Source organism: Streptococcus sp. NSSLK0004 (assembly GCF_059039125.1).
Genome location: NZ_CM180142.1, coordinates 1627261 through 1640187 on the forward strand (window position 1 = coordinate 1627261; position 12927 = coordinate 1640187).

A 12927-nucleotide genomic window follows, 5' to 3' on the forward strand; every position below is an offset into this window, starting at 1 on the left:
GGTCTAACTCATCTCGGTTTTCTGCCAACATCCGCACTAGGTGCGCTTGTCTTTCTCCCTATACCGTCTTCTGTAACTATTTCTTCCTCAATGGCAGGATTGGTTTCTCTACAGTAAGTGGCTGTAAAGAAAGAGGTAAGTTCAGCTTCCTTGATGGACTGCTCTAAGTCTAAAAACAATACCTTTCCATTATACCAAAATTCCAGACAAGGTGAGCCTGTCTGGAAAGAAAAATATTCGGTAGACTACAGAAGTAAGCCTACTTGAAAGCAAAATTTTCTAACTTATTTGCTGGGACAAGCTTAGGACTTGTGTACTCAGGTAGCTAGTTTCTATTTGTTACCACTCGTGAAATACTTCCGATTTAACCATAATAGAATGCGGATGATCCAATATATTAGTATTCCTATCGTTACCAAACGTAATGGAAAAACAAAGGGACTCCGTTGCTCTAATAGCTGTAAACCGATGTATATTATCCCAAAGAAAAGTACGATTTCGAGTAATATTCGAACAAAAGTTTTAATTGGTTTAGTAATAACATCTTGATTACTATCAGTCACATTTTTCTCCCAATAAATTCTACTCAATCGCTTTAATTTCGCAAGATAAGCATATTCCACATTTAAACGGGAGAATACAATAATAAAAAATAAACCAAATACAATTCCAAAAATATTTGTTTGCTCTGCTGATAAAAACTTGCCCATCATACTGCCGCTGAAAATTAAAGTGAGTGAGCCAACACTTTGTACGGCAGGCTTTGCCAAAAAATTCTTTTTGGTTCGCTCAGTTGAAAAACCGGCATTGAGTTGTCCTTTTAACCAAAATATATTGTAAACAACTGATACTAGATATGTTAACCCAATTTGTAAAATTAAGCTAGACAGAAAAAGCCATCTATGTTAGGCTCAGATAAACTACCACATTTGTCTGAAAGGAACTAACATAAATGACCTATACCCATCTTACCACAAATGAGCTCGTAATGATAGAGGCATACTACCAAGAAGGCGTAAAAATTGTAGATATTATGACATCTCTGGGGAGGTCAAAGCAGACTATCTATAATGTTATCAACTTTCTCAAAGACGGCCATTCCGCCTATGACTACTACGAACGCTATATAGCCAATAAGAAACGCTGTGGTCGGAGGAAAACAAGTCTTTCGCAAGCAGAAAAAGACATTATTCAAACTCATTTGGATTTAGATTGGAGCCTTGATGTCATCAAAGGATCTTATTCGGATAACATTTCTTGCTCTATGAGAACTCTCTATCGACTGGCTGACCGTGGTATTTTCAAGAAAGAGGATTTCCCCTGGAAAGGGAAGAGAAAGCCAAATGGTCATAGTGAAAAACGAGGAAAACAAACGTTTCGCAGAGATTTACGTGAAAGGGCTGAACTCTATCCTGATTTTAATGCAGAATTTGGACACTTGGAAGGAGATACCATTGTTGGGGAAAAGCACAAAAGTGCGGTTATTACCTTGGTAGAACGCCTTTCAAAATCCATCATCACACTGAAAACCAAGGGACGAAAAGCAAGTGATATTGAGGCTGCCATCAATCAATGGCTGTCTCAACTTCCTAAACATCTCTTTAAGTCGATAACCTTTGATTGTGGGAAAGAGTTTTCTAATTGGAAGTCTATTTCGAATGCACATGACATTGATATTTTCTTTGCTGATCCAGGTTGCCCTGGGCAGCGAGGTCTAAATGAACACTCGAACGGTTTGTTAAGACGACACGGACTTCCGAAACAGATGGATTTTACTGATATTTCTCAGCAGTTTTTATCAGCTATAGCTGATAAAAGAAATAGAATCCCTAGAAAGTCTTTGAATTATCAAACACCTTACCAAGTTTTTCTGAGTTATATAAAAAGTCTAACTTAATTTGACAATTTAAATAATAAAAAAACAAGAGCTAAATTACCAGTTGTTGTATTGTAAAAAGAATATTTTCCTTGCTTATAAGTCGATAAAAATAAGCACCCCATCGTCACTTCCAAAATCAATAGTATCACAAAAATAGTTTGAAAAATCGCTGTAATATCTTGATGTTTATATAATAAATTTCTTAACGATGGAACTGATGCAAAAAAAGATAACAGTCCTGTATATAAAATGCTCACGATAAAAATGATACTTACTAAATCAAAAGGTGCATTCCAACCATAAGCAGCCCCAACAGACCAGTATACTCCACCAAAAATCAATCCCGTCACAGTACCTGCAAAGAAACCACCAGCTTTATTTATCGAAGCTCGAGTTGAAGCTAATGATTGAAAATACTCTTTGTTGAGCCTTGACATTGTGTATTTTTCTGTTTTCATCAATTCTACCCTCCAAATCCAAGCCATTTACCAACGCTACTAATAGCTTTTCCAAGCTTGTTGCTCATTTTTCCAAATGAGCCTACTGGATCTTTTACAAATTGTTTTAGGTGCCCAACAGCTCTGGTTGGAGGATTGCCAAATTCAGTATTAATAAGAGTGTTAATACCGAAACCTATGATAGCTCCCGCACCAGTGCCTAGGTCTACAGTGAAGTCAGAAACTGTACCAATCATATCCCATTTTCTATTGAAAGCATTTCTACATAATTATCTATAACTTTTTCTTTCTTATAAAGATACGGGCAAGCCAATAAATAACCATTCCAATAACCCCAAAGCGGCATACTGGAACTAAAAAATGACTTTGAGGCAATATATACATTCCTACAAAAATAAATGTTGCAAATATCAATATCTCCAGTCCCCACCTTAGCAAAGTATGAAGACCTTGACTAGATATCCCATCCTCTCGACGATACTCTTCCCAATACTCCCTGTCTCGCCACTTCAATACTGCCGCATAGGCATACTCCACATGGAGACGAGAAAAAGCTCCAATAAACAATAACAATGCGAATACCCATAAAGTTGATAGTGATAAACCACTAAAAATTATCCCTCCTAGCAATACAACACTAAGAATAAATAATAGAGTTTTTGAAGAGTAGATAGCTGGCAAAGCTTGAAAATTTTTCCTAGCCCGCTCTTCTGACATACCAACTTGTAGCTGTCGGTGAATCCAATGAATATTATAGGCGATACAAATTATATAAGAAACAGTGGCCAAAATCAAAAACGGAAGACTTCTACGAAAATCGTACAAATTCATAAAAGGTTCGTCATAGACAATCAGTAATAAAGTAATAATACTTAAATCATATAAGAGAAAAACGACAAATATTAGCTGCCAGATAGAACTAAAGCGCTGATGCTGATAGAAATAATAACGAAATGGTTCTATCAGATTAATTAAGAAAGATATAAACATAAAAATAATGCTAATTAATAGTGTCGCTGAAAAGAAATCATAGGGAGGATTCCAGCCAAATTTTACAGCTGTTGCCCAATGATAAAGCAATGCTAAACTTCCAATGATGAAGCCAGCCAAACCGACTCCCAACATCCCCATAGACGCTCGAGTTGCGATGAACGATTGAAAATAACGTTTATTGCGTTCTTGTGATGTGTGTTTACTTTCTGTCATATTATCCTCCAAGTGCCCATTTAATTAGACTCTTAGCACCTGATTTGAGGTGTCCAACAACGCTCTTTGGTGGATTTCCAATTGGAATTTTTTGATTAACTAATGAGCTTACCACCATCCCAACTCCTGCTCCAACAACTGTCCCTAACGGAGGTAAGAAGAGAGAGCCAACTGCAGAACCGACAGCCGTCGCACCTGCACCTGCAGTAAAATCAACTACTACATCTGAGCCGAAGCCTACCCAGTCTGTTTTTCCTTTTTTTGTATTAGCTGCCCAATTCCCACCAACACTAGCAACCGTAGAAACAATTCCCAGTCCTTTACCGAATACCTTGGCCGTTTTACCAATTTTTCCTAAACTATTATACGCATTTTTCCAACTTTTAAAATTTGCTTTAACATCTATTTTCGACTTAAAGTCAAAACCTTTTATAAAAGTATTTTTAAAAGAAGTCCAACCAGCTTTTCCTACATTTTTCCAAATAATCTTCCCGCTAGCATCTTTAGAATAAATGAAATCATCCCATTTAAAATGACTTCCAGTTGCGTCAGACATTGCACTTGCAAATTGCTTACCTTGTTTATATTGATGACCATTTGCTAGCTTGTATATATATTTTGCACCCCATTTCAATCTGCCAGTCGCATCCACTGTAATAGGTATTCCGCTTAAATATGCTTTACCATTTTTCCATTTAACATAATTCTGAACAATTTTCCAGCCTCTACCTGCCCACTTTAATGGCTGCTTCAAGTAAGCCAATGTTTTTTCACCATGCTTATCAAGCTGATCTAGCACCCATTGTTGTGCCTCTTCCTCTGTAAAAGATTTTGGCATATTGGCAACCGCAAAGTAAAACGAGTCCTTAAAATCTTTGGATTCTTTTGTAAACCAAGACGCATCTACTCCAGGGGGCAAGGTATAGGTGCCGTCCGCATTGATCTGGGCCAGTGACAGTGCAGCCATCGCCTGCATAGACACACTCAAGCCTTCCTTTGCTCCTGTGAAGAGGCTACTGGTATTGGCTGAAAATTCCCTCAACAATTTGAGTTTTCGTTCCACTTCTGCGATATCTGAATCCAGAGAGCTAATCATCGTGCTCAGGCTCGTGATGGAGCTGTTTAACTGTCCGATATAAGAGGCATAGTCTGTACCTTTTTGTCGAGACAAGCTCAGGACTTGTGTACTCAGGTAAGAAGACATCTGCTCAGCCGAGGTCTTCTGACTTTTTAAGGAGGTTAACTGCCTATTCAATTCGTCTTCATCGAGGACACCTTCCCCACTAACTGTTCCATCTTGGGTTTTGTAAGTGGATAAGTCCGTCTGTATCGCGTCTACTGCACTCTTCGTTTTTTGAATAGCAGGGATGATACATTCTGAAAACAAACCAGAAGCTGCTGTATAAGCGGCACCTGATAAAGTACGACCATCTACTGCCAAAACCAATTGATTGGCACCTGTTGAGAGAGTATCCAGCTCCGACTTGATTTGCGTAATATTCTGCTCTAGGGCTGTCATCAAATTCGATGAATCAGAGCTGACATATTTTAATCCCATGGTAAATCATCCCTTTCTTTTTGCAACTGGTTTTTTTCTTCATCTAAATTCTGAAGAGTTCGTATGTAATATCGGCCTAACTCATCTCGGTTTTCTGCCAACATCCGCACTAGGTGAGCTTGTTTACTTTGCCGATCAGCCTCTTCCCACTTTGCCTTGGAACTGCCCATCGCCATCATCGTTTCGTACGAATCTTGTAACCGCTGAAAATGACTCCTCATCTCGATTTCAAACTCATTTAAGGCTTTTTCAACATCCCTATGAATCTGTTGAAAATCGTCGATTTCAGACTCTTTTTGAACGATTTTTTGATTCAAGGCAAGGCGCTCATTGGCACTCTTATCGTTCATCTATTTGCCTCCATTACCAGAGTTCATGCTTTGGGCCGCTTGTCCATCACGAACCTCCATTGCGCTGGCTAATTGGGGAAATTTCTCAGCCTGTATCTTAACAGATTCAATGAATGAATTGACAGTATCAACCATTGAATTTGCCACATCTGCTCCGGTTGTCATAGCAGTGATATTACTTTGAGAGATATCAGCTGTCTGACTCGTCACTTTGCCTGTTGCTTGAACTCCGGAAACTGCACCTTGTGCAGCTCCTGTATCTGATGCTACAATAACCACTTTTATTCTCCTTATTCTTTTCTAAATTTATAGAAGGGATCATTTTTTAAGAGTTCATCCTCTTCTACTTCCTCCTTGACAGGTGTAGGTTCAGGTGTAACTGTTTCTTTTACTACCTGTTTCTGGGCTGTTCCAGCATTTTCCATCCTCTGAAATAGGTCATTCAAAAAGTTTTCATCTTCTTGATTTTCATAACCTTTAAAGACAACTTCTACAATCTGACTATCTCGGATCGAAAACACTTCCTGTGTAGGTGTGTCACCAAAGGGATGGGGTGCCACACGGTAACGTGGCACTGTCGTATCTCCTGCACCTTTTGTAATCGCACGCGCTACGATAAAGTACAGCCAATCGTCATGCTCTGTTTCTTCCAATCGCACTATGGTCCCAAGTGGCAGGAAGTCTCCTGTTAGTTTTTGAGTCATGTCACATCCTCCTCTGGTACAACTATATGAGTCAGACTTTCTTCTTGTAAGCGGTGAAGCACATTATAGCGGAAGACTTCCTTCCGTTCTTCCATTGTTACTTGCTCTGCAAAATGTTGATTTTGCAGACTTCCGCCAAAGAACAACTCTGGAACAAACTCCTTGACAGTAGCTGTCAAGCTACCAAAGGTATTGCCGATTTTTGCCATGCTATCCATGAAAATCCATTGTGTATGTTCTTGACTCGTACTCAACCAACGCGCTACGTCGTCTGGGCTATAAATCAGTTTTTCAATCATATCCGACAAACCATTGACAATAATTAATCGTCTACGTGCAGTAGCTGTCTGTAGTGCTTCGACAGCTACTCGCAAATCCGAACCTCCATTCATCAAATCTGTTCGCCCGATATAGAGGGGAAGTTCTTGACTAAAGGCTTCCAATCCGCCGTGTGCATCAATTAAAACAAGGTCAAGTTCATCTTTTTCATTCGCCACCTGCTCGTAAAAATGAGAAAATACAAGGCGAAGTTGACGCTGCGACTCTGTGAAGAACCCAATATGTCGTCCTTGGAAAAGCTTGACAGTTTCCACTTCTACAGAATACTTATTGAGACCCATGTAGATCATCAGGGGAGCTCTTTCTTGTACATATCCTGCAAAATCAGCTCTAGTAAACCTTTCTGGTACCATTGGAATGCTTTCTGGACGTTCTCCTTGCCATGCGGTATCCATTTCTTCCACGATACTTTCTAAATTTCGCAAAATTTCAGCACTTGTCTCGCCTTGAGCTGGTTGATAAAACTGGATAGCCCGAGGAAGATCCAACATCATCTGCCCACGTCCCGGAACAGCCTCTTGTGAAACTCGATCTTTATTAATTAATGTTGATAGTTCTGCTTCGTCATTCAAGTATAGTGCAATCTTAGTAGAGATATTGCTCATCATATTCATACGAACACTTCCTGAACGGTTAGCACTTAAAATAAGATACAATCCTAGACTCGTTCCATCACGTAAAAGTTGAAGTAATAAACCATCAATCTTATCTTTGCGTTTGTCTTCTACCGCTAGGCCATCATAGTTGTCTAAGAAATGAAGAACAATCGGCAACCGTTTCCCAGTTTTCGCTTCATACTGGGAAAGACTGGCTACACCCATCTCCTTAAATATAGACTTCCGATGTGCCATTTCATCAGCAATACGCTGAAGCATTTTTTGTAATTTTTCATTATCTTCTAGCATTACTATGTCAGAAACATGTGGTAGATTTCTTAAAGGCAACAATCCGTTATTCCCGAAATCTAACAGGTGCATTTGTACGGTTTCAGGCGTATTAGCTCTCGCCATATTCAATGCGATGGTTTGCAACACCGTTGATTTACCGTATCCAGGACTTGAAAAGACTGCTGTATGGCCCCGTTTTTCAAGATCAAAATCAAAGTTCTTTTGTAATTGTTGATCTGGTAAGTCCATCATTCCCAATGGAATTCTGATATTTCGGTTAGATTGTGTTTGCACCAATGGAGATTCAATATGTTGTTCCAAATTCGGTAACCATGGGCGCTCAGGTTGTGGTAAGTTGGTTTCTTTGAAAACCCTATTAATTTCTTCAATAACAGCTTCCAATTGAGTCGGAAGTTCACTTGTATCACGACCTTGTTGGACTTCCTCGCCCGGATCATAAATCAATTCATATTGTCCAAGTTCATTTATTTTAAAGATACGTTCATCAACTATTTCCGTCTCTATATTTTCAGGGTCATATGGCAGGCCCGCATAACCACTTTGGAAAAGATCATATACTTCATTTTGCCCAACTTTCAAATAGCCACGACCTGGATTCGTAATATGGGCTGCATCAGGTGTTTTTAACAATTCATTAGAATCCTGTATATTCGCCATTTTCAAGGCAATCTTGGATGTCGAATTCGCCTCAATCTGATCATTCACTACGCCCGTTGGTTTTTGTGTCGCTAAAATCAGATGCACACCTAGGGAACGACCAATACGGGCAACAGACGTCAATTCATCCAGAAATTCTGGTACATTGGATTTTAACTCTGCAAATTCATCTGATACCAAAATCAAATGTGGAAGAGGTTTTTGAGGATAAGTGATATCCGGTTTTGGAGTATGGCGCTGCTTATACAGACTCATATAACCGTTGATGTTATTAACTCCATACTTAGCAAATTCCCTTTGTCTCTTATCTAACTCAGCCTTAATGCTGGCCAAAGCACGCGCCGTTCCTGCACCATCTAAGTTGGTAATCGCTCCCATAAAGTGCGGCAACTCATCCAAAGTATTTGCAATCCCTCCACCTTTCCAGTCAATGATCAACATACCAATGTCTTCCGGCGAAAAAGCAATGGCTAACCCAAGCAGATAGGTCGTCAAAAACTCAGATTTACCAGACCCGGTCGTTCCACCGACTAAGGCATGGGGACCATGAGCACGTTCATGTAGGTCCCAATAGACATAGTCTGCTTTCCCACGCCAACCAATTAAGGAACGAATTGACTTATTTGGTTCAGCTTCTGCCCACCTTCTCGCAATCGCCAAATCTGAGACCGATTGTACCTCGTATTGTTCTAATAAGCCTAGAGACTCAGGAATAGTATTTTTTTCAATTTCCACATAATGTAAATTGCTTAAATTGCGGATACTGGTTTCCAAATCTTTGTCTTTTGGATATAATTTAAAGTCTTTCTGAATGTAAACATTATCTTGTGTCACCAAGCGTCCGTATTGCGCATTAGGTAATTCCACCAGTGTTGTAACTGTCTCTGGAAGCTGATGAGCTGTTTCCTTTGACCAAATAACCGTCACTCCCAACTCACTCATATCTTCAGCCAACAACTCATTTAAGTTATGGCCGATTAGGTAGGAAGCATCCAAAATACTTAAAATATAATGGGGTAAAAATTGAGGTTTTTCTCTCCCAGCTTCTTGCAGAGCCTGTTTTCGTTTTATCAAAATCTGATAAAGTCCATTCAACACCACATCTCTTGATTGGTTACTATGGATCAAACCTCGAACATTTAGGTCTTGCACCTTAAAATGTGGAAGCAACCGCCATTTCTTCCATGTTTCTTGATAGTCTTTTCTCGATACTAGACTCACAAAATTGACATCATGGTAGGAATGAAAAAAGGCAACTTGAAACAACAGACTTTCTAAAAATAACGATGCATTTTCTCTCGTAGCAATCAAGCCAACAGCCTGTTCCCGCAAAGAAACAGGGATTGGAACTTCTTTCTGAGTTGAAAATCTTCTTTCTAATCGACGAAGTTCATCTGCCGACACACTTAAATCTCTAGGGTTAACATCTGATTTAACCTTTAGCTCCCCAGCCTTATCTCCAATACCAAAAGAAACTTCTAGAAAATCTTTATTATAGGATTGGCGTTCATAGATACGATTACTATGCTCCTTTATTTGAGATATCAATTCTTTTGGAGAAGGATGTTGGTAATGTAAGATCTCTGATTCCTTCTCATAGGCATCTACTACCTCCCCAACTGTCTTCACTAAATAACGTTGGTAATCAGATTCCCTACGAATTTTTTCAGTCTTTTGTTCCTTTTTATCTGTAATATATTGAGAAATAGAGAATGCTACTGTGACCACGCTCATCGTCCCCATTGTGAGCATCATCATCGGATTCCGTCCACTTAGCATCGTCGTTAAAACAGTCATACCAACCATTGCAAGCGGGGGAACGATTGCTTTTAACAAACCATTCTTTTGATGATTTGGAGCATGCTCTATCGCATGAAGTGTAAAAGAAGCTTTAGGAATTTCTAAATTCAAACGAGGTTTTCGACTATAATCTGGAAATTGCTTAAACTGTTGCCTGTCCCCTGATTGAGGAAAAATAACTTCTTGATGAAAGGAGTAATCCGTTGTAAACGTATTTAGCCTCCAATGCTTATCACATCTTTCCAATTGAAAATACGGAGTTAATAGAACATCCCCTACATGAAAGGTTAGTCGTTGACTTTTTTCCAACTTTTTCTGATTTACATACGCAAACTCATCCATTGCCTGAACAATCAACTCATCCCTATCTATAATATAATGGTTGTTTTTTCCGATACGGATATCAGCCATTTCAGATGAATGGATTTGACAGGTAACATGTTTATCTAAAGTGAAATAATGTGTTTTTGCATTCTCTCTAGAAATGATAAAAATACACTGTCCCTGCCATTGGTGCAATCCTGGACTAAGCTGGTCACCATTAATGTAGAGTTGATCATTAATGATACTCATTTTAAAAGATTGAAATTGAACATAAGGTTGTTTTTGCGTTAAGGCAACCTTTATACTTTCAGTACCTAAAAAATAGACCAAAAACTCTAACTCTTCTGGTATCAATCGATTATCAATTACAAAGGAATCTTGCTTCCTTAACTCCGTATTCTCAAATAAAGCCATATTTTCTCCACATCAAAATAGTTCACTAAAACCAAACGATTCTCTATTATTACTTGCTATTATCACTGTTTTGGCGATTAATCTAGTCAGAATCCGACTCTGACTGTGAATCACCTGTTAATTTTTCCTGTAAATTTTCGATTTCTTTGGTGTAGTCTGCCAATAATTTTTGTTTTTCTGCTCCATCCATCTTGCTGTCTAACTTGGTCAATTGATAGAGATTTGTATAAGCAAGCAGGATAAGTTGATCATCACCTAGATTTTGCGCTAAATTTAAAGCCTCTTTAAAATTCCCACGTCCGGTATAAATCCAATAATTTAACGTATTCTCATCCGTTTTCACTGAAATTGTATTTAACACTGACTCCTTTTGTTCGTCAGTCAAGTCTGTCAATTGAATACTAGAAACTGCTAAAATATGTTGAGCAGACTTTGGAAGACTTTCCGGCGAATATCCCTCTAGTTCATCCTGAGTAGCCGCATAATTGTTGACAATAAAGTTCGATTGCGCAGCAATGATTGCCTCTTGTTTTTGAGAAGCCAACCAAAAATAATAAGAGAAAATTCCAGAGACCGTTGCTAAAATGATCCCCACAATCCCAACCGTACGATACACTAAATATTTTGTTTTTGACACTGATCTCTGTGAGGTAGCAATGAATTTCTTCTGCTCTCTCAACTCACGCTGAATAAACTCATCCAAGGCCTCCATTTCATCGAACTGTGAAATTGTTTCTGAAAACTTATCCTTCAAAGCTATCCCACCTTGAATGAGTTGTTCAAATGGCAATTCTGGATGGAAAACATGCAAAATCAATGCTTTTATATCCTTAAACAATAACAATTCATCTATCTTCATTGGAGTTAAGGCATCTGAAATTCCATAGTGAATAACTTTCAACTGCTCTCCGTCTAAGCACAGATTTTTAGGGTGTAGAAAAGGAACCCGGTATTGATTCCGCTGTTTAAACAAATGGCATATTTTTTCCACCAACTGAAGCTTTTCTAATTTTGAAAGTGAGGTTTGCACAAGGTCTGATAAAATGACTGCATGATGTGACAGGGGATAAAAAATCTGTAATCCCTCTTCTGTCTCTTCAGATTGAACATACAAACCAATGATATCAAGTGCTTCTGCATCATATTGCAACTTTCTTAGAGTTACTAGCACTTGTTGCTGTTGTCTCTCAATCGTAAGTGTTTCCTTACCGTTCGTTATTTCCTGCATCGTATTCATTCTCCTACAACTAATTCAAGACGATCTCCATTTGAGATACGAAAATCTGCAATCATATCCAATTCTCCCATTTGAAACTGTTTATCAAGCCAGCGGAATGTAAAATTATTTTCAATGTTGACCTTATTTTCTCTAAACATTTCAAGCAATAGCTCTCTCAATCGTTGCATAGTGATTTGTTTAGAAATGACGATATCTATTTCTTGTCCTTTATATACTAATGTGATTTCAATCATATCTTCTGGTACTTCCTTCTTTTTGCCCACCAATTTCCTAAAATTGCTCCCAAAATAGCAATTGCAATAAAAAACACCACCAAAATGATGACCAGCCAACTAGTCTCAACAGTCTCTGTCTCAGCTTCTGAGAAAATGACATTGGGATGATAGTCTTTGAAGAGAAAATCAGTGTTTTCTCTTTTTGATTTTTTTGACTGGTCAGCAGTCGCTAGAAAATCAATGGACGCTTGCAAAGAAGTGATATCTATGTCCTGGCTCTCTAGGTCCTGAATCTTGTGATTCATATTCTCTAAAAACAACTGACCACGTATCGGAAAGTCGCCAATTCCTGCATTCCCCACCTTGTCATTCGAAATAATATCTTGTTTTATTTGGAGCGAACCATTATCCTGAGCAGCACCAGATAATGGACTTCCAAAAAAGATAAAACATGAAAGAATGAATAGTATTCCCCATCTTTTTTTCATAGTCTTCTTACCAAAAAAGCACCCCGTAGAGTGCTTTGTCATTACTTAAAAGCCGAAGCTACCAGCATCTTGTGCATCACGTTCTGCAACGGTATCCGCATACTTGTTCAATTGAGTGTTAATATTGACAAGTAATTCTTCAAATTTTTGAACATTTTGATACAATTGGTTGTATTGTTCAAGATAAGCTTGAAAAGCCTGCCCTTTCCACTGTTCTGCAATTGTAGAGTTCATTTGATTGACTTGTTGGATAGCTTGTTCAATTTGATCACGTGAACGTGTATAAACTTGAGCTTGTTCCTTTAGCTGTTCAGGGGTAACACTAATTTGTGACATAGTATAATCTCCATTTCTATATATTAATTGTTACTAATTCATTGTACTAAA

14 protein-coding genes are annotated in these 12927 nt (G+C 38.5%); 1 reads left to right on the top strand and 13 read right to left on the bottom strand.

Going from position 1 to position 12927, the window contains the following annotated elements; genetic code table 11:
- Positions 1-332: 332 nt before the first annotated feature.
- Positions 333-770 (bottom strand): hypothetical protein, encoded by a 438-nt coding sequence (locus AC4CS8_RS08370; protein WP_493892772.1) that lies wholly within the window; start codon positions 768-770, stop codon positions 333-335.
- Positions 771-952: 182 nt separating this feature from the next.
- Here AC4CS8_RS08370 and AC4CS8_RS08375 point away from each other — a divergent pair, with 182 nt between their 5' ends.
- Complete coding sequence (locus AC4CS8_RS08375; RefSeq protein WP_172095684.1) at positions 953-1897, top strand: IS30 family transposase; 945 nt, start codon at positions 953-955, stop codon at positions 1895-1897.
- On the opposite strand, the gene AC4CS8_RS08380 is transcribed toward AC4CS8_RS08375, so the two are convergent.
- The 12 genes from AC4CS8_RS08380 to AC4CS8_RS08435 all read right to left on the bottom strand — a co-directional run bounded on the left by AC4CS8_RS08380 (position 1894) and on the right by AC4CS8_RS08435 (position 12876).
- A complete protein-coding gene (locus tag AC4CS8_RS08380) occupies positions 1894-2337 on the bottom strand; it encodes a hypothetical protein (protein ID WP_172095635.1) in 444 nt (147 codons plus the stop codon). The two genes, AC4CS8_RS08375 and AC4CS8_RS08380, sit on opposite strands and share 4 nt — an antisense overlap.
- A 5-nt stretch (positions 2338-2342) precedes the next feature.
- Positions 2343-2573 (bottom strand): hypothetical protein, encoded by a 231-nt coding sequence (locus tag AC4CS8_RS08385; RefSeq protein WP_172095636.1) that lies wholly within the window; start codon positions 2571-2573, stop codon positions 2343-2345.
- Positions 2574-2610: 37 nt separating this feature from the next.
- Positions 2611-3543, bottom strand: coding sequence for a hypothetical protein (locus AC4CS8_RS08390; protein WP_172095637.1), 933 nt, complete (start codon positions 3541-3543; stop codon positions 2611-2613).
- Between the two features lies 1 nt (position 3544).
- Entirely contained in the window at positions 3545-5101 is a 1557-nt protein-coding gene (locus tag AC4CS8_RS08395; RefSeq protein ID WP_172095638.1) for a hypothetical protein, read from the bottom strand.
- Complete coding sequence (locus AC4CS8_RS08400; RefSeq protein ID WP_172095639.1) at positions 5092-5451, bottom strand: hypothetical protein; 360 nt, start codon at positions 5449-5451, stop codon at positions 5092-5094. Before AC4CS8_RS08400 ends, AC4CS8_RS08395 begins: the two co-directional genes overlap by 10 nt.
- Complete coding sequence (locus AC4CS8_RS08405; protein ID WP_172095640.1) at positions 5452-5730, bottom strand: hypothetical protein; 279 nt, start codon at positions 5728-5730, stop codon at positions 5452-5454.
- A gap of 11 nt (positions 5731-5741) precedes the next feature.
- Positions 5742-6155: a DUF4176 domain-containing protein gene (locus AC4CS8_RS08410; RefSeq protein WP_172095641.1), complete on the bottom strand. Its 414-nt coding sequence runs from the start codon at positions 6153-6155 to the stop codon at positions 5742-5744.
- Complete coding sequence (gene essC, locus AC4CS8_RS08415; RefSeq protein WP_493892773.1) at positions 6152-10597, bottom strand: type VII secretion protein EssC; 4446 nt, start codon at positions 10595-10597, stop codon at positions 6152-6154. Before essC ends, AC4CS8_RS08410 begins: the two co-directional genes overlap by 4 nt.
- An 82-nt stretch (positions 10598-10679) precedes the next feature.
- Complete coding sequence (gene essB / locus AC4CS8_RS08420; RefSeq protein WP_172095642.1) at positions 10680-11825, bottom strand: type VII secretion protein EssB; 1146 nt, start codon at positions 11823-11825, stop codon at positions 10680-10682.
- A gap of 5 nt (positions 11826-11830) precedes the next feature.
- The gene (locus tag AC4CS8_RS08425) at positions 11831-12070 is read right to left on the bottom strand and encodes a hypothetical protein (protein ID WP_172095643.1); all 240 of its coding nucleotides are present in this window, start codon (positions 12068-12070) and stop codon (positions 11831-11833) included.
- A complete protein-coding gene (essA, locus tag AC4CS8_RS08430) occupies positions 12067-12540 on the bottom strand; it encodes a type VII secretion protein EssA (RefSeq protein ID WP_172095644.1) in 474 nt (157 codons plus the stop codon). The genes AC4CS8_RS08425 and essA overlap by 4 nt, the downstream gene beginning before the upstream one ends.
- Before the next feature lie 45 nt (positions 12541-12585).
- Entirely contained in the window at positions 12586-12876 is a 291-nt protein-coding gene (locus tag AC4CS8_RS08435; protein WP_172095645.1) for a WXG100 family type VII secretion target, read from the bottom strand.
- Between the last annotated feature and the right edge of the window lie 51 nt (positions 12877-12927).

Coding starts and splice junctions, on each gene's coding strand:
- AC4CS8_RS08400 (WP_172095639.1), bottom strand. CDS start 5,451: ATGAACGATAAGAGTGCCAATGAGCGCCTTGCCTTGAATCAAAAAATC.
- AC4CS8_RS08390 (WP_172095637.1), bottom strand. CDS start 3,543: ATGACAGAAAGTAAACACACATCACAAGAACGCAATAAACGTTATTTT.
- essB (WP_172095642.1), bottom strand. CDS start 11,825: ATGCAGGAAATAACGAACGGTAAGGAAACACTTACGATTGAGAGACAA.
- AC4CS8_RS08385 (WP_172095636.1), bottom strand. CDS start 2,573: ATGATTGGTACAGTTTCTGACTTCACTGTAGACCTAGGCACTGGTGCG.
- AC4CS8_RS08375 (WP_172095684.1), top strand. CDS start 953: ATGACCTATACCCATCTTACCACAAATGAGCTCGTAATGATAGAGGCA.
- AC4CS8_RS08395 (WP_172095638.1), bottom strand. CDS start 5,101: ATGGGATTAAAATATGTCAGCTCTGATTCATCGAATTTGATGACAGCC.
- AC4CS8_RS08435 (WP_172095645.1), bottom strand. CDS start 12,876: ATGTCACAAATTAGTGTTACCCCTGAACAGCTAAAGGAACAAGCTCAA.
- essC (WP_493892773.1), bottom strand. CDS start 10,597: ATGGCTTTATTTGAGAATACGGAGTTAAGGAAGCAAGATTCCTTTGTA.
- AC4CS8_RS08425 (WP_172095643.1), bottom strand. CDS start 12,070: ATGATTGAAATCACATTAGTATATAAAGGACAAGAAATAGATATCGTC.
- AC4CS8_RS08410 (WP_172095641.1), bottom strand. CDS start 6,155: ATGACTCAAAAACTAACAGGAGACTTCCTGCCACTTGGGACCATAGTG.
- essA (WP_172095644.1), bottom strand. CDS start 12,540: ATGAAAAAAAGATGGGGAATACTATTCATTCTTTCATGTTTTATCTTT.
- AC4CS8_RS08380 (WP_172095635.1), bottom strand. CDS start 2,337: ATGAAAACAGAAAAATACACAATGTCAAGGCTCAACAAAGAGTATTTT.